Source organism: Acidovorax sp. FHTAMBA (assembly GCF_038958875.1).
In the GTDB taxonomy this organism is placed as follows: Bacteria; Pseudomonadota; Gammaproteobacteria; order Burkholderiales; family Burkholderiaceae_C; genus Acidovorax.
In genome coordinates, this window is the sequence record NZ_CP152407.1 from 4,452,284 (window position 1) to 4,476,822 (window position 24,539).

Annotated in this window: 22 protein-coding genes; 8 read left to right on the forward strand and 14 right to left on the reverse strand. The window is 66.9% G+C overall.

The features are described 5' to 3' along the window. Positions 1 to 349: 349 nt before the first annotated feature. From AAFF19_RS20750 to AAFF19_RS20795, 10 genes are all read right to left on the reverse strand, one after another. Positions 350 to 1,504, reverse strand: a complete 1,155-nt coding sequence (locus AAFF19_RS20750; protein ID WP_342720918.1) for an ABC transporter substrate-binding protein — start codon at positions 1,502 to 1,504, stop codon at positions 350 to 352. 186 nt (positions 1,505 to 1,690) lie between these two features. Beyond that, positions 1,691 to 2,314 (reverse strand): TetR/AcrR family transcriptional regulator, encoded by a 624-nt coding sequence (locus AAFF19_RS20755; protein WP_342720919.1) that lies wholly within the window; start codon positions 2,312 to 2,314, stop codon positions 1,691 to 1,693. Positions 2,315 to 2,367: 53 nt separating this feature from the next. Next, on the reverse strand, positions 2,368 to 3,453 hold the full coding sequence (gene paaE / locus AAFF19_RS20760) for a 1,2-phenylacetyl-CoA epoxidase subunit PaaE (RefSeq protein ID WP_342720920.1): 1,086 nt from the start codon (positions 3,451 to 3,453) through the stop codon (positions 2,368 to 2,370). A 54-nt stretch (positions 3,454 to 3,507) separates the two neighbouring features. Continuing rightward, positions 3,508 to 4,083 (reverse strand): 1,2-phenylacetyl-CoA epoxidase subunit PaaD, encoded by a 576-nt coding sequence (gene paaD / locus AAFF19_RS20765; RefSeq protein ID WP_008903972.1) that lies wholly within the window; start codon positions 4,081 to 4,083, stop codon positions 3,508 to 3,510. Further along, positions 4,083 to 4,862, reverse strand: a complete 780-nt coding sequence (paaC, locus tag AAFF19_RS20770; protein ID WP_342720921.1) for a 1,2-phenylacetyl-CoA epoxidase subunit PaaC — start codon at positions 4,860 to 4,862, stop codon at positions 4,083 to 4,085. The genes paaD and paaC overlap by 1 nt, the downstream gene beginning before the upstream one ends. A gap of 10 nt (positions 4,863 to 4,872) precedes the next feature. Further along, on the reverse strand, positions 4,873 to 5,193 hold the full coding sequence (gene paaB / locus AAFF19_RS20775; RefSeq protein ID WP_008903974.1) for a 1,2-phenylacetyl-CoA epoxidase subunit PaaB: 321 nt from the start codon (positions 5,191 to 5,193) through the stop codon (positions 4,873 to 4,875). A gap of 116 nt (positions 5,194 to 5,309) precedes the next feature. Next, positions 5,310 to 6,326, reverse strand: a complete 1,017-nt coding sequence (gene paaA / locus AAFF19_RS20780; RefSeq protein ID WP_342720922.1) for a 1,2-phenylacetyl-CoA epoxidase subunit PaaA — start codon at positions 6,324 to 6,326, stop codon at positions 5,310 to 5,312. A 45-nt stretch (positions 6,327 to 6,371) separates the two neighbouring features. Continuing rightward, positions 6,372 to 7,682, reverse strand: a complete 1,311-nt coding sequence (gene paaK / locus AAFF19_RS20785) for a phenylacetate--CoA ligase PaaK (RefSeq protein ID WP_342720923.1) — start codon at positions 7,680 to 7,682, stop codon at positions 6,372 to 6,374. Between the two features lie 48 nt (positions 7,683 to 7,730). After that, positions 7,731 to 8,216 (reverse strand): hydroxyphenylacetyl-CoA thioesterase PaaI, encoded by a 486-nt coding sequence (gene paaI, locus AAFF19_RS20790; protein ID WP_342720924.1) that lies wholly within the window; start codon positions 8,214 to 8,216, stop codon positions 7,731 to 7,733. A gap of 12 nt (positions 8,217 to 8,228) precedes the next feature. Then, a complete protein-coding gene (locus AAFF19_RS20795) occupies positions 8,229 to 9,032 on the reverse strand; it encodes an enoyl-CoA hydratase-related protein (protein WP_342720925.1) in 804 nt (267 codons plus the stop codon). Positions 9,033 to 9,178: 146 nt separating this feature from the next. Here AAFF19_RS20795 and paaN point away from each other — a divergent pair, with 146 nt between their 5' ends. After that, positions 9,179 to 10,873: a phenylacetic acid degradation protein PaaN gene (gene paaN, locus AAFF19_RS20800; protein ID WP_342720926.1), complete on the forward strand. Its 1,695-nt coding sequence runs from the start codon at positions 9,179 to 9,181 to the stop codon at positions 10,871 to 10,873. Between the two features lie 141 nt (positions 10,874 to 11,014). On the opposite strand, the gene AAFF19_RS20805 is transcribed toward paaN, so the two are convergent. After that, positions 11,015 to 11,986 (reverse strand): TerC family protein, encoded by a 972-nt coding sequence (locus AAFF19_RS20805; RefSeq protein WP_182120138.1) that lies wholly within the window; start codon positions 11,984 to 11,986, stop codon positions 11,015 to 11,017. A gap of 152 nt (positions 11,987 to 12,138) precedes the next feature. Here AAFF19_RS20805 and AAFF19_RS20810 point away from each other — a divergent pair, with 152 nt between their 5' ends. Further along, positions 12,139 to 13,044, forward strand: a complete 906-nt coding sequence (locus tag AAFF19_RS20810; protein WP_342720927.1) for a LysR family transcriptional regulator — start codon at positions 12,139 to 12,141, stop codon at positions 13,042 to 13,044. Between the two features lie 8 nt (positions 13,045 to 13,052). Here the strand turns inward: AAFF19_RS20810 and AAFF19_RS20815 are convergent, their stop codons facing one another. Continuing rightward, entirely contained in the window at positions 13,053 to 13,673 is a 621-nt protein-coding gene (locus AAFF19_RS20815) for an exosortase H-associated membrane protein (protein ID WP_342720928.1), read from the reverse strand. A 13-nt stretch (positions 13,674 to 13,686) separates the two neighbouring features. Then, positions 13,687 to 14,211, reverse strand: coding sequence for an exosortase H (gene xrtH, locus AAFF19_RS20820; protein WP_182120136.1), 525 nt, complete (start codon positions 14,209 to 14,211; stop codon positions 13,687 to 13,689). 224 nt (positions 14,212 to 14,435) lie between these two features. Between xrtH and AAFF19_RS20825 the strand changes: the two genes are divergently transcribed. The 3 genes from AAFF19_RS20825 to priA all read left to right on the forward strand — a co-directional run bounded on the left by AAFF19_RS20825 (position 14,436) and on the right by priA (position 20,056). Continuing rightward, positions 14,436 to 16,016, forward strand: a complete 1,581-nt coding sequence (locus AAFF19_RS20825; RefSeq protein ID WP_182120135.1) for an MFS transporter — start codon at positions 14,436 to 14,438, stop codon at positions 16,014 to 16,016. Between the two features lie 154 nt (positions 16,017 to 16,170). Beyond that, positions 16,171 to 17,283, forward strand: coding sequence for a uroporphyrinogen decarboxylase (gene hemE / locus AAFF19_RS20830; RefSeq protein ID WP_342720929.1), 1,113 nt, complete (start codon positions 16,171 to 16,173; stop codon positions 17,281 to 17,283). 652 nt (positions 17,284 to 17,935) lie between these two features. Beyond that, positions 17,936 to 20,056 carry a primosomal protein N' gene (priA, locus tag AAFF19_RS20835; RefSeq protein WP_342720930.1) on the forward strand — a complete coding sequence of 707 codons (2,121 nt, stop codon included), beginning with the start codon at positions 17,936 to 17,938 and terminating at the stop codon, positions 20,054 to 20,056. 2 nt (positions 20,057 to 20,058) lie between these two features. Here the strand turns inward: priA and AAFF19_RS20840 are convergent, their stop codons facing one another. Continuing rightward, positions 20,059 to 20,982 (reverse strand): LysR family transcriptional regulator, encoded by a 924-nt coding sequence (locus tag AAFF19_RS20840; protein WP_342720931.1) that lies wholly within the window; start codon positions 20,980 to 20,982, stop codon positions 20,059 to 20,061. Between the two features lie 106 nt (positions 20,983 to 21,088). Between AAFF19_RS20840 and AAFF19_RS20845 the strand changes: the two genes are divergently transcribed. The 3 genes from AAFF19_RS20845 (at position 21,089) to AAFF19_RS20855 (ending at position 24,455) form a co-directional block, all read left to right on the forward strand. Next, the gene (locus tag AAFF19_RS20845; RefSeq protein ID WP_182120131.1) at positions 21,089 to 22,090 is read left to right on the forward strand and encodes a tripartite tricarboxylate transporter substrate binding protein; all 1,002 of its coding nucleotides are present in this window, start codon (positions 21,089 to 21,091) and stop codon (positions 22,088 to 22,090) included. A gap of 3 nt (positions 22,091 to 22,093) precedes the next feature. Continuing rightward, complete coding sequence (locus AAFF19_RS20850) at positions 22,094 to 23,284, forward strand: M20 aminoacylase family protein (protein ID WP_342720932.1); 1,191 nt, start codon at positions 22,094 to 22,096, stop codon at positions 23,282 to 23,284. A 142-nt stretch (positions 23,285 to 23,426) separates the two neighbouring features. Next, positions 23,427 to 24,455 (forward strand): IS30 family transposase, encoded by a 1,029-nt coding sequence (locus tag AAFF19_RS20855; protein WP_182121165.1) that lies wholly within the window; start codon positions 23,427 to 23,429, stop codon positions 24,453 to 24,455. Positions 24,456 to 24,539: the final 84 nt, after the last annotated feature.

The following is a 24,539-nucleotide window of genomic DNA, read 5'->3' on the forward strand; positions in this document are numbered from 1 at the left end:
TGTCAGCGCTTTACCATAAAGCGCTAGCAGCCATTTTTATCGAATTTTTGGCAGCCATAAGCCAATAGGAGCCCCGCCCCACGCGTCCGGCGCGGCCCCGGCCAGTGCTCCCGCGCAAGGGCCGCCCCGCCGCGCTGGGAGCGTCCCCCCTCCGGGGGGAAGGCGCGCAGCGCCTCAGGGGGGAGCGAAGGCAACGCTGAACAAGTCCCTCGCGTGTCGCGCATCCCTGCCTTGTGCGGTCTGCTGCGTTGCAAATCCTCGCCATAGCATCGGCTATGGCTGCGGTTTGCGCCTTGCAGCCCATCCCAAACCAGGGCGCGCACCATCGCGGAGACCTGTTCAACGTCGCCTAGGGCTGGTACTTCCAGGTGCCGTTTTCGATCTTCACCATCACACGGGCGCGGTTGTCGAGCCCCAGGTGGTCATCGGGCGACATGGTGAAGATGCCATGCGCCCCGGGCACTTCCTTGATCTGTTCCAGCGCATCGCGCAGCGCGGCGCGGAACTCGGGCGTGCCGGGCTTGGCCTTCTTGAGCGCGGCAGGCACGGCAGCCGTCATCAGCGCGCCCGCATCCCAGCCGTGGGCACCGAAGGTGGATACGCTGCCCTTGCCGTGGGCGGCTTCATACGCTTCCACATACGCCATGGCGGACTTCTTGACGGGGTGGCTGTCCGGCAGCTGCGCGGCCACGAGCACCGGGCCCGAGGGCAGCAGCGTGCCTTCCACATCCTTGCCGCCCACGCGCAGGAAGTCGGCATTGGCCACGCCGTGCGTCTGGTAGATCTTGCCGGTGTAGCCGCGCTCCTTGAGCGTTTTTTGCGGCAGCGCGGCCGGGGTGCCCGAGCCGGCGATCAGCACCGCGTCGGCCTTGGCGCTGATCATCTTGAGGACCTGGCCGGTCACCGAGGTGTCGGTGCGCGCATAGCGCTCGTTGGCCACGATCTGCAGGTTCTTGGCGGCGGCCGCCTTGCTGAACTCCTGGTGCCAGCCTTCGCCGTACGCGTCCGAGAAGCCGATGAACGCCACGGTCTTGACGCCCGAGGCGGCCATGTGGTCCACGATGGCGGTGGACATCATGATGTCGTTCTGCGGCGTCTTGAACACCCACTTCTTCTTGGCGTCCATGGGCTCGACGATGCGGGCCGAGGCGGCCATCGAGATCATGGGCGTCTGCGCCTCGGCAGCCACGTCGATCATGGCCAGCGAATTGGGCGTGGTGCTGGAGCCCAGGATGATGTCCACCTTGCTTTCGCTGATGAGCTTGCGGGTGTTGTTGACGGCGGTGGTGGTGTCCGATGCATCGTCGAGCACGATGTAGTTCACCTTCTCGCCCGCAATGGTGCGCGGCATGAGCGCGATGGTGTTCTTCTCGGGAATGCCCAGCGAGGCTGCAGGCCCCGTGGCGGAGACGGTGACGCCGACATTGATGTCGGCCAGCGCTGCGCTGCAAGCCAGCGCGGCGGCCGCAGCGATGGCCAGGGGGAAAAGATTGCGTTTTTTCATGGTTTGTCTCCTTGGGTTGGAATGGTTGCGGAAGGCTCGGCACCGTCATAACTCCACCGCGCCGCCCCGCGGTGAAATTCGTTATGGATAAACAAATTTATCTAAACGGAATTTTTGATCTTAGGCAACAAATTCACCAATGTCTAATGCATTCGATTAAGTGAAAACCCGTGAGGCGCGCAGGCGTCATGGGGCGGACCGTGCGGCAGCACCATCGGTGCGCACGGCGGGCACGCCCCCGAAGAACAGGTCCGCAACAATGGGGGCCATCGCTTCATAGTCGAGTTCTCCATCGGGGCGCAGCCAGGTGAACATCCAGTTGATCATGCCGAACAGCAACATGGTGAGCGCCTTGGTGAGGCCTGCCGCTTCGGTGTCGGGCCGCATCTGGCCCAGCGCGTCGGCAAAGGCGGCCACCACGGCACGCTCCTTGTTCAGCACACGCTCGTGGTCTTCCGGCTGCAGGAACTTCACGTCCTCGGTCAGCACGCGGTGTGCGTGCTGGGCCTCGGCGTACTCCTGCACGAAGCGCTGGATCAGCGTGCGCAGACGCGCCTCGGGCGGCAGGTTCTGCGCCTGCACTTCTTCGACCAGCGCCTGCAGCCGGGAGACGTGGCCCTCGGTGATGTGCACCAGCAGGTGGTATTTGTCCTTGAAATAGTGGTACAGCGTGGGCTTGGACAGCCCGCAGGCCTCCGCCACCTCGTTCATCGACGTGGCAGGGTAGCCACGCCGCGCAAACAGTGCGGCGGCCTGGTTCAGGATCATTTCGCGCTGATCTTCGTATCCGGGAGAGCGCCCTCGGGCCATGGACAGTGTTCCTCTGCATTCAGTGGGTGACGGGGCGGCGATCTTGCCCCATCTCAGCGCTCATCAAAGGAAAGCACCACGTTCTGCGTCAGCGGCCGGCACTGGCAGGTCAGCACAAAACCCGCCGCGACCTCGGCCTTGTCGAGCGCGAAGTTGCGCTCCATGCGCACCTCGCCCTCGATGCACTTGGCGCGGCAGGTGCCGCACACGCCGGAGGTGCACGAGAACGGCACCTCCAGCCCCGCGGCGGAGGCGGCATCCAGAATGCTGGGCTGGTCCTTGCTGAACGCAAACTCGCGCCGCAGCCCGTCGCGCACGATGGCAATGCGCGCATGCTGGGCATCGCCGGGCAAGGATTCGTGCACCACGGCGCCCACCTGCCCGCCCGCCGGCAGCGCAATGCCAAAGCGCTCCACATGGATGCGCTCTGCCGGCACGCCGCCAGCGATGAGCGCGGCCTCGGCCTCGTCGTTCATCTGGAACGGGCCGCAGATGAAGGCTTCGTCGATCCGCTGTGCCGGAATCAGTGCCTTGAGAAACTCCGCCAGCTTTTCGCGGTTGACAAAGCCCATGTTCAGCGGCGCATCGGTCTGCTCGGCCGAGAACACGTGGTGCAGCACCAGGCGCGTGAGGTAGCGGTTCTTGAGGTCTTCGATCTCCTCCTTGAACATCGTGGACTGCAGCGTGCGGTTGCCGTAGATCAGCATGAAGCGGCTCGCCGGCTCGCGCGCCAGCACGGTCTTCATGATGGACAGGATGGGCGTGATGCCGCTGCCGCCCGCAATGCCCAGGTAATGCCGGTGCGCCGCAGGCTGAAGCGGCACGAAGAAGCGGCCCTGTGGCGCCATCACCTGCAGTGTGTCGCCCACCTTGAGCCGGGTGTGGATCCAGTTGGAAAACACGCCGCCGCTGACCTTGCGCACGCCCACGCGCAGCTCGTCGTCGTCCACACCGGCGCAGATGGAGTACGAGCGGCGCAGGTCCTGCCCGTCAATGTCGGTGCGCAGCGTGAGGTACTGGCCCTGGGTGAAGCCGAACACCTCGCGCAGCTCGGGCGGCACGTCAAACGAGACGATGACCGACTCCGCCGTGTCCGGCTGGATCGAGCGCACGCGCAGGGGGTGGAAGATGACGCTCATGGCAGGGCTTTCAGTGCGTTCCCGGTGGAAGACATGGGTGTTGGGGGAGGTGGGTCACAGCGGCTTGAAATGCTCGAAAGGCTCGCGGCAGGCCAGGCACCGGTACAGCGCCTTGCAGGCCGTGGAACCGAAGGCCGACAGGCGCTCGGTGCGGGGGCTGCCGCAGTGCGGGCACTCCAGGGCCGGTGCAGCGGCAGCGCGGGGCATGAAGCGCAGGGGCACCTCGGTGCCCGGCGCCACGGCACCCGGCGGCACGATGCCGTAAGCGCGCAGGCGCTCGCGGCCCTGGGGGGTGATCCAGTCGGTGGTCCACGCCGGGGCTCGCTGCAGGGTGACCCGTGCCGGGCCGAGCCCCGCGGCGTGGATGGCGGCCAGCACGTCGGCCTCGATGACTTCGGTAGCGGGGCAGCCCGAGTAGGTGGGTGTAAGCACCACGTCGAGCAGGTCGCCGTGCAGGCGCACGTCGCGCACGATGCCCAGGTCCCGCACCGACACGGCGGGCACTTCGGGGTCGAGCACACCGTCCAGCACACGCCAGGCCTCCTGCACGCGCGCGGACTGCGCCCCCACATCCGCAGCTAAGGATGCAGGGGATGCGGGTGCGGCAGGGCGCGGTGCTGCTTCCACCATCACCACACACCTCCGGGGTAGCTGCGCTGCAGGTGCTGCATCTCGGCCAGGATGTAGCCCATGTGTTCGCTGTGCACGCCCTGTCGCCCGGTGCTGCGGAAGGCGGACTCCTGCGGCACCGCCAGGTCGGCCGCGGCCAGGATCTGCGCCATCTCGGCCATCCAGGCCTCGCGCAGGTCGGCCCAGCGCGGGCCCAGGCCTGCCGCGTGCGCCGCCTCGTCCACCGCGTCGGGCACGAACAGCTCGGGCATGTAGCGCCACAGGGTGGCCAGCGCGGCCTGCGTGCGGCGGCGCGATTCCTCAGTGCCGTCACCCAGGCGGGCCACCCAGTCGGCGGCGTGCTGCTGGTGGTAGCGCGCTTCCTTCACGGCCTTGCCGGCAATGGCGGCCAGCTCCGCGTCGCTGGAGGTGGCCAGGCGCTCCCACACCAGCTTGAGCAGGGTGGCCACCATGGCGCTCCTCACCATGGTGAAGGCGAAGTCGCCACGGGGCAGCTCCACCAGGGTGGGGTTGAAGTAGTCCCGCTCCTCGCGCAGGAAGGCCAGCTGGTCTTCGTCGTGGCCCTGGCCGTCGGCCTGGCCTGCGCGCGTGAGCAGCGCGCGGGCCTGTCCCACCAGGTCGAGCGCCATGTTGGTGAGCGCAATGTCCTCCTCCAGAACGGGCCCGTGCCCACACCATTCGGCCAGGCGCTGGCCCTGGATCAGGCAGGTGTCGCCCAGGCGCAGCAGGTACTGCACGGCGGGGTCGCGGCTAATCGCGATGCTGGCTTGTTGTGGCATGGCCGGCCCCTCACATGTGGTCCACGGCTGCGGGCAGCACGTAGAAGGTGGGGTGGCGGTAGACCTTGTCCTCGGCGGGGTCGAAATACATGTCCTTTTCGCCGGGGTCGCTGGCCACGATCTGGTCGGAGCGCACCACCCACACGCTGGTGCCCTCCTGCCGGCGGGTGTACACGTCGCGTGCCATCTGGATGGCCATCTTCGGGTCGGCGGCGTGCAGGCTGCCGCAGTGCTTGTGGTCCAGGCCAGCCTTGCTGCGCACGAAGACTTCCCACAGGGGCCATTCGTGGGCGGTGGCAGCCGCGTTGGGGGTAGGGGCGGAGGTGTTCATGGAATGTCCAGACAATCAGGCAGGAGACAGTTGCTTCAATATTGATAGCTGTTGGCGCAATAGGGATAAGCGCTGAAGGCCAGTTTCATTCAAATTAGTTCAGCGTCATCACCCGATCAGGCTGCGGCGCGCTGCGCACCGGGAGCGTGCTTGGCGGCATGGGCCAGGGCGGCTTCACGCACCCAGGCGCCGTCTTCCCAGGCCTTGACGCGGGCGTTCAGGCGCTCTTCGTTGCAGGGGCCGTCGCCCGCAATCACGCGCCAGAACTCGCTCCAGTCGATGGCGCCAAAGTCGTAGTGCTGGCGCTCCTCGTTCCACTTCAGGTCGGGGTCGGGCAGGGTCACGCCCAGCACCTTGGCCTGCTCCACCGTGGCGTCGATGAACTTCTGGCGCAGGGTGTCGTTGGAGACCCGCTTGATGCCCCAGCGCATCGACTGCGCGGAGTTGGGCGACTGGTCGTCCGGCGGGCCGAACATCATGATCGACGGCCACCACCAGCGGTTGACGGCGTCCTGCACCATGGCGCGCTGCGCGTCGGTGCCCTGCTGCATCATCACCAGCAGGCTGTCATAGCCCTGGCGCTGGTGAAAGCTCTCCTCGCGGCAGATGCGCACCATGGCCCGCGCGTACGGCGCGTACGAGCAGCGGCAGATCGGCACCTGGTTCATGATGGCCGCGCCATCCACCAGCCAGCCGATGGTGCCCATGTCGGCCCAGGTGAGCGTGGGATAGTTGAAGATGGAGCTGTACTTGGCCTTGCCCGTGTGCAGCGCGTGCAGCATCTCGTCGCGCGAGGAGCCCAGCGTTTCCGCCGCCGCATACAGGTACAGGCCGTGGCCCCCCTCGTCCTGCACCTTGGCCAGCAGGATGGACTTGCGCTTGAGCGTGGGCGCGCGCGTGATCCAGTTGCCCTCGGGCAGCATGCCGACGATCTCCGAGTGCGCGTGCTGGCTGATCTGGCGCAGCAGCGTCTTGCGGTAGTGCTCGGGCATCCAGTCCTTGGCCTCGATGAACTCTCCGGCGTCAATGCGCGCGTCAAACTGCGCCTGCCGCTGCAGTTCGTCCGAGCTTTGCAGCGCGGGCCGGGTGTCGGCGCCATCCTTGCCCAACACGTCCATGGCTTGTGTATACATGACGGAGTCCTTTCGTACGGGGTGTTGCAACGCGCCTGCGGGTTCTCAGGGGCGCGGGCGCTGGTCGATCACGCGGCGGGCCTTGCCCACCAGCGTGCGTTCGATGGAATCGGGGTTCAGCACATCGATGTCGCAGGAAATGCCCACCAGGGTCTTGATGCGGTGGCGCACCCAGCCGGTGATGTCGGTGCGTTCGGCGGTGGACACACCGGGCTGCAGTTCGCACCGCACTGTCACCTTGTCCAGGCTGCCTTCGCGCGCCACCAGAATCTGGTACTGGCCCGAGAGCTTTCCGTGCGCCAGCACGATCTCCTCGATCTGTGTGGGGAACACGTTCACGCCGCGGATGATGAGCATGTCGTCCGAGCGGCCGACGATCTTGCCCATGCGCCGGAACGCGCGCGAGGTGGGCGGCAGCAGCCGCGTGAGGTCGCGCGTGCGGTAGCGGATCATCGGCAGCGCCTCCTTGGACAGCGAGGTGAAGACGAGTTCGCCCTCTTCGCCGTCGGGCAGCACCTCACCGGTGTCCGGGTCGATGATCTCGGGGTAGAAATGGTCTTCCCAGATCACCGGGCCGTCCTTGCTCTCCACGCACTCGCTGGCCACGCCCGGGCCCATGACCTCCGAAAGACCATAGATGTCCACAGCGTCGATGCCGGACTTCGTTTCGATCTCGCGGCGCATGGCTTCGGTCCAGGGCTCGGCGCCGAAGATGCCCACCTTGAGCGAACTCTCGCGCGGGTCCACGCCCTGGCGGATGAACTCCTCGTTGATGACCTGCATGTACGAGGGCGTGACCATGATGATGCTGGGCTGAAAGTCGCGGATCAGCTGCACCTGCTTTTCAGTCTGCCCGCCCGACATGGGGATGACTGTGCAGCCCAGCCGCTCGGCGCCGTAGTGCGCGCCCAGGCCGCCGGTGAACAGGCCATAGCCGTAGGCGATGTGCACCATGTCCCCGGCGCGCCCCCCCGCGGCGCGGATGGAGCGCGCCACCAGGTCGGCCCAGTTGTCGATGTCCTTGCGGGTGTAGCCCACCACCGTGGGCTTGCCGGTGGTGCCGGACGATGCGTGTACACGCAACACCTGTTCCCGTGGCACGGCAAACATGCCGAAGGGATAGTTGTCGCGCAGGTCCTTCTTCACCGTGAACGGAAACTTCGACAGGTCGGACAGCTGCTTGAGGTCGTTGGGGTGCACGCCCTTGGCATCGAAGGCCCGCTGGTAGTGCGGCACGTTGTCGTAAGCGTGCTGCAGCGTCCAGCGCAGGCGCTGCAGCTGCAGGGCCTGCACCTCGTCGCGGCTGGCGGTTTCAATGGCTTCCAGATCGCCGGGGGCGGGTTGGCGCACTGGCATGGGCTTGTCTCCTGAGGGGTCTGTTGTTGTGGGGGCAGGTGGTGGCGCTCAGTGCGCCTCAGGCGCCGTGGCGCCGCAGGCCGCCGGCAGCGCCACGGTGGGGCGGCCCTTGATCGCATACGAGCGCCCGCGGAACACTGCCACGGACTCACCGCGCTGGTTGGTCACCACCACGTCGTACACGCCCGTGCGGCCCGCCAGCGACACCTCGACCGCGCGCGCCGTCAGCACGTCACCCTCGCGCCCCGGCGCCAGAAAGTCCACCGACAGGCCGGAGGCCACCGTCATGGTGTTGCGCGAGTTGCAGGCGAACGCAAAGGCCGAATCGGCCAGCGTGGTGATGTAGCCGCCGTGGCAGGTGTCAAAACCGTTGAGCATGTCGGCGCGCACGGCCATGGTGATGGTGGCGTGGCCCGGCTCCATGCTGGTGATCTCCATGCCGAGCGCACGGGTGGCGCGGTCGTGGGCCAGCATGCCGAGGCGCACATGGTCGGCCAGGGCCTGGGGGGTCATCGGGGTGGTTGCGGAATCCATGGGTCGGTGGCCTCAGCGGTCGGTGAAACGGGGCGCGCGCTTGGCCGTGAAGGCCTCCACCCCTTCGCGGTAGTCGGCCGCAGCCCCCAGGGTGCGCTGCACCGCGGCTTCGTGCGCCAGCGCCTGGCCGTAGTCCATGAGCGCCGCAGCATCGAGCGCCTGGCGCGTGGCGACCAGCGCCTTGGTGGGCATGCCAGCCAGACGCTGGGCGAGGGCCTGGACCTCGTCCTGCAGTGCGTCGTCTTCCACACAGCGCCAGATCAGGCCCAGGCGCTCGGCCTCGGGCGCGGGCAACTTGTCGCCCAGCAGCGCCAGGCCCAGGGCCTGCGCACGGCCCACCAGGCGCGGCAGCAGCCAGGTGCCGCCGGTGTCGGGCACCAGGCCAATCTTGGTGAAGGCCTGGATGAAGCTGGCCGACCGCGCGGCCAGCACCAGATCGCAGCCAAGCGCCAGATTGGCGCCCGCGCCGGCCGCAACGCCATTGACCGCCGCCACCACCGGCACGGGCATGCTGCGGATGCGCTGGCACAGCGGGCCATACAAGGTGTCGATCACCGTGCCCAGATCCTTGGGTGCGGCGCCGGGCGTGAGGTCCGGCGCCACCGCGGGATCGGCCAGGTCCTGCCCCGCACAGAAAGCCCGCCCCGTGCCGGTCAGCACCACGCAGCGCACTGCGGGGTTGGCCGCAGCCGCCTCCAGCGCCGCCAGCAGCTCGGCATGCAGGGGCCCCGTGAAGCTGTTGAGCGCACCGGGCCGATTCAGCGCAAGCGTTTGCACGTCGCCCGATTGGGTGACTACAACCAGCGGTTCAGACATGGGCAACTCCTGCCTAGCAAAGTGAGGGAAAAGGGGTTTTGACCGGCGACAAACATTGTTGACCGACCGTTCGGTAGAGAATAAACTTTCCCTCTCCCTGATGCAAGTCAAACCCATCAGGGCAAACCCTTGATGGAGACAAATTCATGCCCTTGTTCGATACCCACCGCGCCCTGCTGGACGGTGCACTGGATGCCCTGACCACCCGTGGCCACTGGACGCCCTTCCCCGAATCGCCCTCGCCCAAGGTCTATGGCGAAACCGGTCAGGCCGACGGCCAGGCGGCGGTGACGGCCCTGCTGGGCAAGGACTTCCCGCTGCAGCAGCCCGGCGAGCGGGGCCGCGTGGCCACCGAGCGGTCGCCCTACGGCGTGGCGCTGGATGTGCGCTACCCCGATTGCGACGTGCAGGCGCTGGTGGCAGCGGCACAGGCCGCCGAACCCGCCTGGCAGGCACTGGGCGCGCGGGGCCGCGTGGGCGTGCTGCTGGAGGCACTGGTGCGCATCCACCGCCGCAGCCACGAGATCGCGCACGCAGTGATGCTCACCACCGGCCAGGGCCCGATGATGGCCTTCCAGGCCGGCGGCCCGCATGCGCAGGACCGCGCGCTCGAAGCCATTGCCTACGCCTGGAAAGCCATGGCCGACGTGCCCGGCCAGGCGCTGTGGGACAAGCCCCAGGGCAAGAACCCGCCGCTGGTGATGCAAAAGCACTACGAGATCGTGGGCCGGGGCGTGGCGCTGGTGATTGGCTGCGCCACCTTCCCCACGTGGAACACCTACCCCGGCCTGTTTGCCGCGCTGGCCACGGGCAACCCGGTGATCGTCAAGCCCCACCCCAACGCCGTGCTGCCCGCCGCGATCTCGGTGGGCATCCTGCGCGATGTGCTCGCCGAACAGGGGCTGGACCCCGACACCGTGACGCTGGCCCTGACCCCGCGCGCCGAGGACACCCAGGCCCTGGCCACGCACAGCGCGGTGGCCAGCATCGACTTCACCGGCAGCAACCAGTTCGGCCGCTGGCTCATCGACAACGCGCGCCAGGCGCGTGTGTATGCCGAGATGGCGGGCGTGAACACCGTCATCATCGAATCCACCGACCAGTACGCCGCCCTGCTGCGCAACCTGGCGTTCACGCTGTCGCTCTACAGCGGCCAGATGTGCACCACCACGCAGAACATCCTGATCCCGCGCGGCGGCATCGCCACCGACCAAGGGCACAAGAGCTTCGAGCAGGTGGGCGCCGACCTGGCCGCCGCCGTGGATGAACTGGCCTCCAACCCGCGCGTGGCCACGGCGGTGCTGGGCGCCGTGTGCTCGCCCGACACCGTGGATCGCATCCGCAAGGCGGCAGGTCAGGGGCGGGTGGTGCTCGCATCACGCACGCTGCCGCACCCCGAGTACGCCACCGCGCAGGTGCACACGCCGCAGATCATTGCGCTCGACCAGGCGGACAGCGCGATCTATGGGCTGGAATGCTTCGGCCCGGTGTCGTACCTGGTGGCCACCGACTCCGGCGCGGCCAGTCTGCAGGTGGCCGAGGCCACGCTGCGCGCGCACGGCGCGCTCACGCTGGGCGTTTATTCGACCGACCGCGCCTACATCGACCAGGCCGTGGCCCTGGGCCGGCGCACGCGCGTGGCGCTGTCCATCAACCTCACGCAGGGGGTGTTCGTGAACCAGTCTGCGGCGTTTTCGGACTACCACGCCACCGGCGGCAACCCCGCAGCCAACGCCAGCTACACCAGCCTCGCCTTTGTGGCAGACCGGTTTGTCGTGGTGCAGCGCCGCGAGCATGTGGCGCCACCGGCACCGGCGCAAGCCACCCCCGCTGCCCGGTAGCCTGCCCGGCGCCACGGCCTGCTTTTTACTACTGTTTTGATAGCTGTTAGCGCAATACCATTAAGCGCTGCAGCCCAAAAACACTCAAAATTCATCGCCACACCGGCCGCCCGGCGGGCGGGCGGGCGGGGAGGTGAACGCTCAGCCCTTGGGCGGTGCGGCGTGTGCGCTCTCGCCCGAGGCGCGCAGCGACAGCACGATGGAGCCCGCAATCAGCGTGGCCGTCACGAGCAGCGCGTAGCCGATCGGGATCTTCACCAGGTCGATCAGCAGCATCTTGCTGCCAATGAACACCAGCACCAGCGCCAGGCCATAGGCCAGCAGGTGGAAGCGGTTGGCCAGATCGGCCAGCAGGAAGTACAGCGCACGCAGGCCCAGGATGGCGAATATGTTGGCCGTGAGCACGATGAACGGATCGTTCGTGATGGCGAAGATCGCGGGAATGCTGTCCACCGCAAAGATCACGTCCGTGGTGCCGATCAGCACCAGCACCGCAAACAGCGGGGTGTAGTGCTTCACGCCGTCCACCATGGTGCTGAGCTTTTCACCATCAAAGTGGTGGGTGATGCGGATGCGCTTTTTCAGCAGCTTGAGCACCGGGTTGGTGGCGATGTCAGGCTCCTGGCCCGCCGCAACCCACATCTTCACGCCCGTGAACACCAGGAAGGCGCCGAACACATACAGCAGCCAGTGGAAGGTGGCCAGCAGCCAGGCGCCCGCCAGGATGAGCACCGTGCGCAGCACGATGGCGCCGATGATGCCGATGATGAGCGCGCGCTTCTGGTACTGCGGCGGCACGGCAAAGTAGCTGAACAGCATCAGGAAGACAAAGATGTTGTCCACCGACAGGCTCTTTTCCACCAGATAACCGGTGATGAACTGCATCGAGACGGTATTGGCCACCTCGCGGCCCTCGGTGCCATTGAGGTACCACCACAGGATGGCCACAAACACAAAGGCCAGCGAGAACCACAGCAGGCTCCAGCGCACGGCCTCCTTCATCGTCACCTTGTGCGCCCCCTGGCGCTCCATGACCAACAGGTCGATGGCAATGGCCACCACCACAAAGACGGCAAAGCCCGTCCACATCCACCACGTGCCTATCGTTTCCATGCTGTTTTCTCCGAAGGGATTTCGTCCTGCCAGGCGAGGACCTCGGCAGCAGGCCCGGACTGTAGGCGCCCACAGAGCACTAAAAAACCTGTGATATTGGTACCATAGGTTCGGTTTTTACGAACCCAACCCTGCGCCACCGAAAGACCCCCATGAGCCAGAGCTTCAACTACCGCCATCTTTTCTACTTCTGGGTGGTGGCCAAGGAAGGCGGCATTGCGCGCGCCGCGGAGCGCCTGGACATGGCGGTGCAGACCATCAGCGCCCAGGTGCGCGAGCTGGAAAAATCCCTGGGCGTGACCCTGCTGCGCACCGAAGGCCGCAACCTGGTGCTGACCGATGCGGGCGTGGCCGCGCTGCACGAGGCCGACCACATCTTTGCGCTGGGCGAGCAACTGCCGGTGCGGGTGCGCGAGGCCGCCAGCGGCCCGACCCTGCGGCTGAACCTGGGCATCTCCGACGGCATCGCCAAGCTCGCCGTGCACCGGCTGCTGACACCCGTGCTGGACGAGCCCCACCTGCGCCTGCTGTGCCACGAGGGCGAGTTCCAGCCCCTGCTGGGCGAGCTGGCCTTGCACAAGCTCGACGCCGTGCTGGCCGACCGCGCCGCCCCGCCCAACCCCACGCTGCGCACCACCAGCCAGCTGCTGGGCACGAGCGCCATTGCCTGGTATGCGCCGCCGCTGTGGGCCGAGGCGGCGGCCCACAACTTTCCGCACAGCCTGGCCGTGGTGCCCGTGCTGCTGCCCACCGACCACGCCGCCATGCGCGCGCGCATTGACCACTGGCTGGAGCGTGAACGCATCCGCCCGCGCATCGCCGGGGAGTTTGAGGACAGCGCCCTGCTCAGCACCTTTGCCGCCACCGGCATGGGCGTGATGCCCGCGCCCGTGTCGCTGGGCGAACATCTGGCGCACACCCACGGCCTCGTGCAGGTAGGCACCACGCCGGATGTGCAGGAACAGTTCCACCTGATCTACAGCGCCCGCAAGGTGATGCACCCGCTGCTCACGCGGCTGCTGGAAGCGGGCCGGGGCGGAATGCTGCTCAGCGCCTGAGCGGAGGTTCAGGACGGGGACTGCGCAGCGGGCCGGAGCGATTCACGCCAGCCGCGGACCAGCACATCCCGCACGAATGCCCGGTCCAGCCACAACCACACCACAATGGGCACCAGGGTGGGCACCACCAGCGCCCCCAGCTGATAGGCATACACGATAGCCTCCATCTGCCACTGCGATATGCGCAGGTAACGGATGTTGGTCTCAGCCGCAAGCACCAGCTGCATCAGCAAGGCAAACACCAGGCTGAAGGCCTGAAAGGGCAGCAACATCACATAGCCCACGGCAGCACGCCACCACCGCCCCTCGCCACGGGCCGCCAGCAGCAGCCCCAGAAAGATGGTCAACCCGTAGGCATAGCGCGACGGGTTGACCTCCACCGTCAGCTCCGCCCACCGCCCTCCCGCTTGCGCGATGGGGATCGCGACCGCGCTGTCCAGCTCCACGCTGTCCGGTTTCACATGGACCTGGCGCACCCACATCGGCGCACCCTCTTCCAGCGCGAGATGTGCCAGGGCCGCCACTGGGCGGGACGTCCAGGCCGAGACCTGGGACCAGAGCACGGTGAGCGCAATGATCCAGCCAAAGGCAGAGAGCACAAAGCGCGTCAGGGGCGAGACACGGCGCATGGCGGCTCCTGCGCTACGCACTGGCGGCTGCGGCCTGGGCGGGGGCCGCTTGCCGGCTCTGCGCCCTGGCGTCTGCACGCACCCACAGCAGCCACACCACCAGCACATCCAGCATGATGAGCGCCTGCCACAGGTACTCATGGGCGAAGTTGAAGACCTGCGTGTTCCACTGCCCCAGGTAGAACAGGCTGATCACCCGCACCACGTTGAGCCCCTGCACCGCCACAAAGCCCACCGCCAGGCCCAGCAGCTTGTGGCGCCATGGGGCGGGAAAAGCGACCACAGCGGCAAACAGCACGATGCAGGCTTCCACGCCGTTGCAGCCGGGCTCAATGGAAACCCCGAAGCCCGACACCGTGTTCCACAGCACCTTGCCAGCGGCAGCGGCCGTGGAATCAAACAGCGTCACGAGCGCCACGCACATGCGCGCGAGCAGGGCCGTCCAGGGCAGGATGACGTGCTGCTGCACCACGCCCAGCATGTTGATCCCGAACAGGGTCAGCTGCAGCGCCACAAACGTGAGAAAGAACCGCAGCATGAAAACTCCTGGTGGCGACGCAGCACGCGACCGGCAAAACGGGCAAAGCGCGCATTATGAACGTGGCGCATTGCGTAGCACCGTGCCCGGCGCTGACGGCTGAAGGCGGTGCGCGGCACCGTGCAGGGGCATCCCGCGGCTGCCCACGTCGATCGCAGCCCAGACGGTATCCTGCACACCAGCCACTGCCGATTTTTTTGCCCCACAGACATCCCGACCATCGCATGTCAGCCACCTCAACCTCCTTGTGGAGCCCCTTGCGCCAGCCCGCTTTCCGGGGCTTGTGGATTTGCGGAGGGGTTTTTTTTGTTGGCAGCGGCATGCAGACCATGGCAGCCGCCTGGCTCATGGTGGAGCTGACCGGCTCGTCGTTTCTGGCAGCGCTGGTGCAGACGGCCGTGTTCATGCCGATGTTCCTGCTGGCACTGCCGGCCGGCGTGCTGGCGGACACCACTGACCGGCGCCGCCTGATCTCGGGCGCGCTGATGGCGCAGGTGGCTGCCTGTACGTTGCTCACCCTGCTGGTGCTGGGGGGCTGGGGCGGGCCTGCGTCGGTGCTGTTTCTGGTGTTCGTCTGTGGCTGCTGCACGGCGGTGCTCACGCCGGCCTGGAATTCTTCGGTGATCGACCCCGTGCCGCGCGACGAATGGCCACAGGCCATCACCGCCGTCAGCATTGCCTACAACGCAGCGCGCGCCATCGGGCCGACGCTGGCGGGGCTGGTGTTTGCCCAGCTCGGCGCGGGCTGGGTGTTTGCCGTCACGGTGTCCACCACCCTGGTGATGTGGGAGTCCATCCGCCGCTGGCCCCCCAAAGCCCACCCGCCGTCCAAGCTGCCCGCCGAACGCCTGTGGGGCGGCACGCTGAGCGGTCTGCGTTTTGCATGGCACTCGCGCATCATCCTGGCGCAGCTGGTGCGCGTGATGGCATTCAGCGCGGCGGGCTCGGCGCTGTGGGCCCTGCTGCCGGTGATTGCGCAGCGCCTGGGCACCGGGGCGCCGGGCTTCGGGCTGCTGATGGGTTGCCTGGGAACAGGCGCGGTGGGCGTGGGCCTGGTGCTGGGGCGGCTGCGCGCGCGCTTTGGCATGGAGGTCATCGTGGGCGCTGGCGGCGGCGTGTTTGCCGTGGCCATGCTGGTGGCGGCCTTCACCCAGGTGGCGTGGGTCGTGTACCTGTCCATGCTGTTTGCGGGCGCGGCCTGGATGTCGGCCATGTCCACCTTCAACACCGCCACGCAGGCCAGCGCACCGCAGTGGGTGCGGTCACGCGCCGTGGCCATGCACATGGTGGCGGCGTTGGGTGCGTTTGCCATGGGTTCGGCGTTTTGGGGCGCGGCCTCCGACATCGTGGGGCTGGCGCCCACCCTGTACGTGGCAGCCGCGCTGATGGGCCTGGGCCTGCTGCTGGCGCGCCCCATGCCGCTGCGCATGGGCGGTCTGCACGAGGTCACGCAGGCCACGCCCTGGGATGAACTCTTCATCGAGGCCGAGCCCCTGCCCGAGGCGGGCCCCGTGGCGGTGGAAGTGGGCTACCGCATCGCGCCCGGCACCGATGCCGCATTCCTTGACACCATCAGCCGCATGAAGGCGCCGCGCCGCCGCGACGGCGCCACCTTCTGGCGGGTGTACAAGGACCTGGGCGAGCCTTCGCGCTACGTGGAGCGCTTCATCGTCGAATCCTGGGCCGACTACCTGCACCAGCGCGCCCGCGCCACGATGGCCGACCAGGCGCTGGAGACCGAGGTGCGCACATTTTTAGCGCCGGGCGAGGCGGCAAAAATGTCCCACTACATCGCGGAACGGTGAAGCCCCCCTGAGCGGCTGCGCCGCTCCCCCCGCCGGGGGACGCACCCGGCGGCCCGGCACAGCCGGTTCCGCGGGTGCACAGGCCTGGAACGCGCCTGTATCGGCCGCAGCGCACTGTGCCGGGCCTTGCCATCCAGCCTGCGACAATCGCGGGATGACTTTCGCGCCCCTCACCAACGACACCTTCCTGCGCGCCTGCCGTCGCCAGGCCACCGACTACACCCCTCTGTGGCTGATGCGCCAGGCGGGCCGCTACCTGCCCGAATACAAGGCCACGCGCGCCCAGGCCGGCAGCTTCATGGGTCTGGCCACCAACGTGGACTTCGCCACAGAAGTGACCCTGCAGCCGCTCGAGCGCTTCCCGCTCGATGCCGCCATCCTGTTCAGCGACATCCTCACCGTGCCCGACGCCATGGGCCTGGGTTTGACCTTTGCCGAGGGCGAGGGCCCACGCTTTGCCAAGTCGGTGCGCAATGAAGCCGACGTGGCCGCACTCAGCGTGCCCGACATGGACAAGCTGCGCTACGTGTTCGACGCCGTCACCAGCATCCGCAAGGCCTTGAACGGCCGCGTGCCGCTGATTGGCTTCTCGGGCAGCCCCTGGACGCTGGCCTGCTACATGGTCGAGGGCAAAGGCAGTGACGACTACCGCCTCGTCAAGACGTTGATGTACAGCCGTCCCGACCTGATGCACCGCATCCTGGCCATCAACGCCGACGCCGTGGCGCAATACCTCAACGCCCAGATTGACGCGGGCGCCCAGGCCGTGATGGTGTTCGACAGCTGGGGCGGCGTGCTCGCCGACGGCGCATTCCAGGAATTCAGCCTGGCCTACGCCCGCCGCGTGCTCGCGCAACTCAAGCGCACGGGCGTGGACGGGCAGGACGTGCCGCGCATCGTCTTCACCAAGGGCGGCGGCATGTGGCTCGAAGACATGAAGGACATCGACTGCGAGGTGCTGGGCCTGGACTGGACGGCCAACCTGGGCAAGGCGCGCGCCATCGTCGGCGGTCAGGCCGGCGGCCCCGGCAAGGCGCTGCAGGGCAACATCGACCCCAACGTGCTGTTCGCCCCGCCAGCGCAGATCGTGACGCAGGTACATGCCGTGCTCGATAGCTTTGGCAGGCCCCACACCGACAAGGCGACGACTGGCCCCACACACATCTTCAACCTGGGCCACGGCATCAGCCAGTTCACGCCGCCAGAGCATGTGGCCGCGCTGGTGGAAGCCGTGCACAGCCATTCGCGCGGACAACGGAAGGCTTAGCAGCCCAAGCAGCGCACTTATGCACAAATCCTGAGCGGCGCCTCAGTGGAAGAACGGTTGCGGAATGATTTGTAAAAAAACCATCCCTTGACGCTAAGTCTTTGATTCATAAAGCATTTAGTTCCCTGCTTTTTTGACAGGCAATCCAGCGAAAGCACGATTTTTCAAGGGTTTGCGCCGCAAACCCAGTGGATATCAACAAAGTTATCCACAGAAAATCTGGACTACTCAAAAATCTCCTGTGGAATCAAGCACTTGCAGGTTGTTTCGCAGAATTCACTCCACACAAGATCGCGCCCCTAGCACAGATTGGTGCCGTCGCCCCCTCTTGACGGACAGCCTGAGTCCGACTTATGCACACAAACCGTGATGCGGTGCAACATGACACCTCAACCAAGCTTTAACACAAAATTTCCAGCCAAAAATCTTCAGATGATTGATTCATAAGGATTTTTTGTGTGTGCCGCATTTGCAGGCAATCTGTCCGCAGCCAGCATTCATGCGGCCTGGGAGGTTGCCAGAACAGGATGTCAACAAAGTTATCCACAGAAACACGGGATGACTCTCCGTTCGATTGGCCAATCAAGCACTTAGCGTACAAACCTCTGCCCGGCTTTCACAACGTTCTGCAACCGACATACCTTTTTTGCCCATGTCTTCCAGCATCGTCCAGGTCGCCCTGCACACGCCGTCGCACAGCGGCGTGGGCGACCTGCTGAGCTACGCCAGTGAGCGCCCGCTCGCGCCCGGCACCCTGGTGCGCGTGCCGCTGGGCAGCCGCGAGGTGCTGGGCGTGGTGTGGGATGCCGATGACGCCACCGGCGAGCTGCCCGACGGCGCCACGCTGCGGCCGATTGCCGGTGTGCTCGACGGTGTGGCGCCGCTGGACCGGCCTTGGCGCCGCCTGGTGGCGTTTGCCGCGCGCTACTACCAGCGTGCCCTGGGCGAGGTCGCCACGGCCGCCTTGCCGCCTCAGCTGCGCGACCTGCGCCCCGAGCAGCTGGCCCGGCGCCTCAAGCGCCCCGCCAAGGCCGCAGGCGACACCACAGAAACTATCGAAAACATAGCACTCAGCCCAGAGCAGGAGAGCGCCAGGACCCGAATTTCCTTGGAAACTGGCCCCTTCCTGCTGTTTGGCAGCACCGGCAGCGGCAAGACCGAGGTGTACCTGCGCTGCGCGCAGGAAATGCTGGAGGCCGACCCCACGGCCCAGGCGCTGGTGATGGTGCCCGAGATCAACCTCACCCCCCAGCTCGAAGATCGCTTTGTGAGCCGCTTCGCCCCCCGCTTTGGCGCGGGCGCGGTGGTGTCGCTGCACAGCGGCATGACGAACCCGCAGCGCCTGAAAAGCTGGCTGGCCGCGCACAGCGGCACCGCGCGCATCGTGCTGGGCACGCGCATGGCGGTGTTTGCCAGCATGCCGGGCCTCCAGCTCATCGTCGTGGACGAGGAGCATGACCCCAGCTACAAGCAGCAGGAGGGCGCGCGCTACTCGGCCCGCGACCTGGCCATCTGGCGCGGGCGCGAGCAGGGCGCCAAGGTGCTGCTGGGCTCGGCCACTCCGTCGCTGGAAAGCTGGCACGCCAGCCGCCCGCCCACGCCCGAAGACCCCGAGGGCGGGCGCTACGTGCGCCTGCACATGCCCAGCCGCATCGGCGCGGGGGCGCTGGCGCGCGTCAAGCGGGTGGACATGAACCAGCAGCCGCGGCGCACCGTGTTCAGCGCGCCCTTGCTCCAAGCCATGATCGACCGTGTAGGCCGCGGCGAGCAAAGCATGGTGCTGCTCAACCGCCGCGGCTACGCCCCCGTGCTGCACTGCGTGGACTGCGGCTGGAAAAGCGACTGCCCCCACTGCAGCGCGCACCAGGTCTTCCACAAGACCGACCGCACCCTGCGCTGCCACCACTGCGGCTACACCGTGCGCGTGCCCGCGCACTGCCCCACCTGCGGCAGCCCCGACATCCACCCCATGGGCCGTGGCACCGAGCAGCTCGAAGAACAGCTGGCCGCCCTGCTGCGCAACGTGCAGCGGCCCGACGGCAACCCGGCCCGCATTGCACGCATCGATGCCGACACCACCAAGGCCAAGGGTGCGCTCGAAGAGCAGCTGGCCCAGGTGCACGCGGGCGAGGTGGATGTGCTGGTGGGCACGCAGATGATCGCCAAGGGCCACGACTTCCGGCGCATCACGCTGGTGGCTGCGGTGCAGCCCGATGGCGCGCTGTTTTCCAGCGACTTTCGCGCGTCGGAGCGGCTGTTTGCCCTGTTGATGCAGGCCGCCGGCCGGGCTGGGCGCGACGCCGCCTACGTAGCCGCGCAGGCCACCCAGGCCGAGATGTGGGTGCAGACCTTTCACCCCCAGCATGCCGTGTACGAGGCCCTGCGCAAGCACGACTACGAGGCCTTTGCCGCCCAGCAACTGAAGGAGCGCGAGGAAGCCGCCATGCCGCCCTTTGCCTACCAGGCGCTGGTGCGTGCCGACGCGCGCACGCAGGAGGTCGCCCAGGGGTTCCTGCAGGCGGCCAGCGCGGCAGCGCATGCCGCCGCGCTGCCGGGGCTGGATGGCGCCGTGGTCCTGTTCCCGCCCGTGCCGCTTACCATCCAGCGCGTGGCCAATGTGGAGCGCGCGCAGATGCTCATGGAAAGCAGCAGCCGCGCGGCGCTGCAGCGCTTTCTGGCCGCGTGGCAGCCGGTGCTGCAGGCCACGCGCAGCCAGCCCGCGCACAAGGGCCTGATCCGCTGGCTGGTGGACGTGGACCCGCTGGCGATCTGATCTCAGGCAGCCCCGGGCTGCAGCGCATCGTCAAACAGGTGCGTCTGCAGGATCTCCCGAAAGCTCGCCATGGCCGGCGCCGTGGTGCGGCCGGCCAGGGTGATGACGGCGTAGCGTGCCCGGGCGCGCATGTCGGGGTAGAGGGGCAGCAGCACCAGCCGGCCCGATTCCATGCCTGCCCGCGCGGCGGCGTGCACGCCCAGGAACACCGCGTCTGACTGCTCCACCGCCGCCAGCAAGGCGGCCACGTCGTCGCACTCCAGCCGCACCATTTCCGAGGGGTGGGCCTGCAGGCCAAACTGGTCCACCATCAGCCTGATCACCTCGTCCGACAGCGGCGTGCAGGCCACCGGGTAGGTCAGCACCTGCGCCAGCGACACGCGGGTGGCACCGGCCAGCGGGTGGCCCGCCCGCACGATGAAGCCCGCGCGCTGCTCGGCCAGCGCCTCGATCTGCAAATCGGGCGCAGGCACCACGCGGCGCAGGTCCACCACCAGCGCATCGCACTGGCGGTTGCGCAGCTGCATCACCAGCAGCTCGGCCGGCCCGTGGGTGACCGATACGCGCAGGCTGGGGTAGTCGCGCGCCACGGTGGTCAGCAGCGGAATGGTGAGCAGCGCCGCCGGGCCCGAGCCCAGACCCACGCTGATGCGCCCCAGGTCGCCCTGCTGCAGCAGGCGAGCGCTGTCGCGCAGGGCCTCCAGGTCCCGCAGGATGGGGCGCGCGCGCTCCACCACCTCCAGCCCCAGCGGAGTGAGCGTGTTGCGCTTGCCCAGCCGGTCCAGCAACGGGCCGCCCAGCTCCTCCTCCAGCCCCTGGATGCTGCGGCTCAGCGCCGACTGGGTGATGAACAGTCGCCCCGCCGCGCGGCTGAACGAGCCCGTGTCGGCAACGGCCAGCAGATGCTCCAGGTGACGCAGGTTCATGGCGGGTATGAGTAAAGCGAATGATGATCAGGAAAATAATACATTGGACGCATAGGCTTGGGCTACCTAGCATTCACTGCACAACCCATCCACAAGGAGACAAACCATGCCCAAGTACTTCCCCCGCCTGGCCAGCCGCACGGCCGCATTGATCGGTGGCCTGCTTTTCAGCGCCACCGTGTTCGCCCAGAACGCCTTCCCGGCCAAGCCCGTCACGCTGATGGTGCCGTACCCGGCCGGCGGCGTGTCGGACGTGATCGCGCGCATGGTCAACACCACGCTGGGCAAGCAGCTCGGCCAGCCCGTGATCGTGGAGAACCTGGGTGGCGCCAGCGGCTCCATCGCGGCCACCAAGGTGCTGAGCCAGCCGTCGGACGGCCACGTGGTGTTCCAGGGCTCGCCCAACGAACTCATCCTGGCCCCGCTGGCGCTGTCGGCCGTCAAGTTCAAGAGCGAAGACTTTCGCCTGGTCAACATGATCGCCACCGCGCAGATCGGCTTTCTGACCCGCGGCAACCTGCCGGTGAACAACATCGACGAGTTTGTGGAATACGCCCGCAAGCAGGCCCAGCAGGGCCGCCCCATCACGTACGCCAGCGTGGGCCCCGGCTCGTTCTACCACCTGCTTGGCGAGCACCTGTCCAAGGTGACCGGCATCCCCATGGTGCATGTGCCCTACAAGGGCGGCGCCCCGGCCGAGCAGGACCTGATCTCCGGCCAGGTCGACATCTTCATGTCGCCGCTTGGCACCAAGCACGTCGAGCTGCACAAGGCCGGCCGCATCAAGGTGCTGGCACTGCTGAACCCCACGCGCATCGACACCGCCAAGGACTTCCCCGCCATCAGCGAGAGCGAGGCCCTCAAGGACTTCACCTTCAACATCTGGACCGGCTACTTCGTCAAGCGCGACACGCCTGAGGCAGTGGTGGCCACGCTGCACAAGGCCATTGCCGGCACGCTGACCGACCCCACCGTGCGCGCCAACCTGGAAGCCGCCAGCCTGACGGCCCCGCCCAGCCTGTCGATTGCCGACGCCGCCAAGGCCTACACCGACGGCATCGCGCAGTTCCGCGCCATTGCCAAGTCCATCAACCTGCAGGCGCAATAAGCCATGGGCAGCGGCATTGACCAGGCGCTGCTTGCGCAGGCCGACACCTTTGTGGCGCTGCGGCGCGACCTGCACCGCCACCCCGAGCTGGGCTTTCAGGAAGTGCGCACCAGCGCCCTGGTGGCCGAAAAGCTGGCCGAGTGGGGCTACGAAGTCACGCGCGGCCTGGGCGGCACGGGCGTGGTGGGCCAGCTGCGTCGTGGTACGGGCGAACGCCGCCTGGGCCTGCGGGCCGACATGGACGCGCTGCCCATCACCGAGGCCACGGGCCTGCCCCACGCCAGCTGCCACCACGGCCTGATGCACGCCTGCGGCCACGATGGCCACACCGCTATGCTGCTGGCGGCCGCGCACCACCTGGCCAGGCATGGGCAGTTCAGCGGCACACTCAACCTGATCTTCCAGCCCGCCGAAGAAGGCCTGGGCGGCGCCCGCAAGATGATGGACGACGGCCTGTTCACGCGCTTTCCGTGCGACGCGGTCTTTGCCATGCACAACATGCCAGGCCACCCGCCGGGGCATCTGCTGTTTCGCACCGGGGCCTTCATGGCGTCGAGCGAGAACATCACCATCACGCTGCACGGCGTGGGCGGCCATGGCGCCATGCCACACCATGCAGCCGACCCGGTGGTGGCGGGCTCGGCCATCGTGCTCGGGCTGCAAAGCATCGTCGCACGCAACGTGCCGCCGCTGCAGATGGCGGTGATCACCGTGGGCGCCTTCCAGGCCGGCGATGCCAACAACGTGATCCCGCAGACCGCCACCCTGAAGCTGAGCGTGCGCTCGCTGGACCGCAGCGTGCGCGAGCTGCTCAACCGCCGCATCCGCGAGCTGGTGGAGGCGCAGGCGCAGAGCTACGGCGTGCGTGCCGAGGTCGACTTCCGCGGCGGCTACCCGGTTCTGGTCAACACCCCGCTGGAGACCGAGTTTGCGCGCCAGGTCGGCCGCGAACTGGTGGGCGATGCCAAGGTGACGGAGCAGGCCGAGCCCCTGACCGGCAGCGAGGACTTTGCCTTCATGCTCGAAGACGTGCCCGGCAGCTACCTGCTGATCGGCAACGGCGACGACGCCACGGGCGGCCACGGCGCGTGCATGGTGCACAACCCCAACTACGACTTTGAAGACCGCAACATCGCGGTGGGCAGCGCCTACTGGGTCAAGCTGGCCGAGCGGTTTCTGGCCGACGCGGCCTGACGAGCGCAAAGCGCGGGTTCTGGCAGCGACGGCCGTGCGCAGAGTGACCCCGGGGCAGCGCACAGGCAAAAATATGGTCAAAATGGCTTGTAGTCCAGGGCGGCCTCAATTCTGAAGTGCAACACCGAGAATTGAGGCCAAGATGTCAAAGAAGAATTACCAGCAGTTGAGCCAGAGCGAACGCCATGCGATCGCCCTTGGACTGCAGCAAAAGCAAAGTCTCAGCGCCATAGCCCGAGCCTTGGGGCGAAGCAAAAGCACCATCAGCCGAGAGTGCCAACGCAATGCGGGCGGCAAGGGCTACAACTCCAAGTTCGCCCAGCAACGCAGTGACAAGCGCAGATGCTTTGCCCGTCCCCAGCCCAAACTTCACCGTGATGGACCTTTGTTCAAGATCGTTGGCGACTACTTGCGCCAGCACTGGTCTCCCCAGCAAATCGCTGGACAGTTAAAGAAACTGCACCCCGACAACAAGCGCAATCAAGTGTCACACGAGAGCATCTACACCTGCATCTATGCCCAGCCTCGGGGAGAGCTCAAAAAGGAGTTGGTGTCCTGTCTGCGCATGGCCCGCGCCAAGCGCTGGCCCCGCTCCAAAGGCGAGGACCGGCGTGGACAAATCACCGATCTGCTGAGCATCCATGTGCGCCCGCCTGAGATTGAAGATCGCCAGTTGCCCGGGCACTGGGAGGGAGACCTCATCAAGGGTAAAGGCAATGCGAGTGCCATTGGCACGCTGGTCGAGCGCACCACACGCCTTGTGGTACTGGTCAAGCTGCCGCACCCCAACCCGGCTACCGCAGCGCATGTACTGCAGGCCTTCAGTGACAAGCTCAACTCCATTGCCCAGCCCATGCGTCAGAGCCTGACGTACGACAGGGGCCGGGAGATGGCAGAGCACCAGCAGCTCACGCGCAACACCGGCATGAAGGTGTACTTCTGCGATCCCTACAGCCCCTGGCAGAGAGGCTCCAACGAGAACACCAATGGATTGCTGCGTCAGTACTTCCCCAAAGGCACGGATCTCAGTGGCTACACCCAGGAGCAGCTTGATGCGGTGGCCGATGAACTCAATGGCCGCCCCAGGATGACTTTGGGCTGGAGCAAGCCTATTGAGGTGTATGCCGAGCATTTGGCTCGCTTGGCACAACAGCCCGATTCAGTCCATTAACTTTTAATGTTGCACTTGGACTTGAAACCGCCCTTGCTGCACATGCGCAAGCAGCTATCAAATCAGGTGCGTCACTTGCCTCGG

Coding starts and splice junctions, on each gene's coding strand:
- AAFF19_RS20855 (WP_182121165.1), top strand. CDS start 23,427: ATGTCAAAGAAGAATTACCAGCAGTTGAGCCAGAGCGAACGCCATGCG.
- AAFF19_RS20825 (WP_182120135.1), top strand. CDS start 14,436: ATGTCAGCCACCTCAACCTCCTTGTGGAGCCCCTTGCGCCAGCCCGCT.
- AAFF19_RS20845 (WP_182120131.1), top strand. CDS start 21,089: ATGCCCAAGTACTTCCCCCGCCTGGCCAGCCGCACGGCCGCATTGATC.
- AAFF19_RS20850 (WP_342720932.1), top strand. CDS start 22,094: ATGGGCAGCGGCATTGACCAGGCGCTGCTTGCGCAGGCCGACACCTTT.
- AAFF19_RS20805 (WP_182120138.1), bottom strand. CDS start 11,986: ATGGAAACGATAGGCACGTGGTGGATGTGGACGGGCTTTGCCGTCTTT.
- AAFF19_RS20840 (WP_342720931.1), bottom strand. CDS start 20,982: ATGAACCTGCGTCACCTGGAGCATCTGCTGGCCGTTGCCGACACGGGC.
- paaI (WP_342720924.1), bottom strand. CDS start 8,216: ATGGATTCCGCAACCACCCCGATGACCCCCCAGGCCCTGGCCGACCAT.
- paaK (WP_342720923.1), bottom strand. CDS start 7,682: ATGCCAGTGCGCCAACCCGCCCCCGGCGATCTGGAAGCCATTGAAACC.
- paaE (WP_342720920.1), bottom strand. CDS start 3,453: ATGAGCGTCATCTTCCACCCCCTGCGCGTGCGCTCGATCCAGCCGGAC.
- AAFF19_RS20755 (WP_342720919.1), bottom strand. CDS start 2,314: ATGGCCCGAGGGCGCTCTCCCGGATACGAAGATCAGCGCGAAATGATC.
- AAFF19_RS20750 (WP_342720918.1), bottom strand. CDS start 1,504: ATGAAAAAACGCAATCTTTTCCCCCTGGCCATCGCTGCGGCCGCCGCG.
- hemE (WP_342720929.1), top strand. CDS start 16,171: ATGACTTTCGCGCCCCTCACCAACGACACCTTCCTGCGCGCCTGCCGT.
- paaN (WP_342720926.1), top strand. CDS start 9,179: ATGCCCTTGTTCGATACCCACCGCGCCCTGCTGGACGGTGCACTGGAT.
- paaB (WP_008903974.1), bottom strand. CDS start 5,193: ATGAACACCTCCGCCCCTACCCCCAACGCGGCTGCCACCGCCCACGAA.
- paaD (WP_008903972.1), bottom strand. CDS start 4,083: ATGGTGGAAGCAGCACCGCGCCCTGCCGCACCCGCATCCCCTGCATCC.
- AAFF19_RS20795 (WP_342720925.1), bottom strand. CDS start 9,032: ATGTCTGAACCGCTGGTTGTAGTCACCCAATCGGGCGACGTGCAAACG.
- AAFF19_RS20810 (WP_342720927.1), top strand. CDS start 12,139: ATGAGCCAGAGCTTCAACTACCGCCATCTTTTCTACTTCTGGGTGGTG.
- paaC (WP_342720921.1), bottom strand. CDS start 4,862: ATGCCACAACAAGCCAGCATCGCGATTAGCCGCGACCCCGCCGTGCAG.
- priA (WP_342720930.1), top strand. CDS start 17,936: ATGTCTTCCAGCATCGTCCAGGTCGCCCTGCACACGCCGTCGCACAGC.
- AAFF19_RS20815 (WP_342720928.1), bottom strand. CDS start 13,673: ATGCGCCGTGTCTCGCCCCTGACGCGCTTTGTGCTCTCTGCCTTTGGC.
- xrtH (WP_182120136.1), bottom strand. CDS start 14,211: ATGCTGCGGTTCTTTCTCACGTTTGTGGCGCTGCAGCTGACCCTGTTC.
- paaA (WP_342720922.1), bottom strand. CDS start 6,326: ATGTATACACAAGCCATGGACGTGTTGGGCAAGGATGGCGCCGACACC.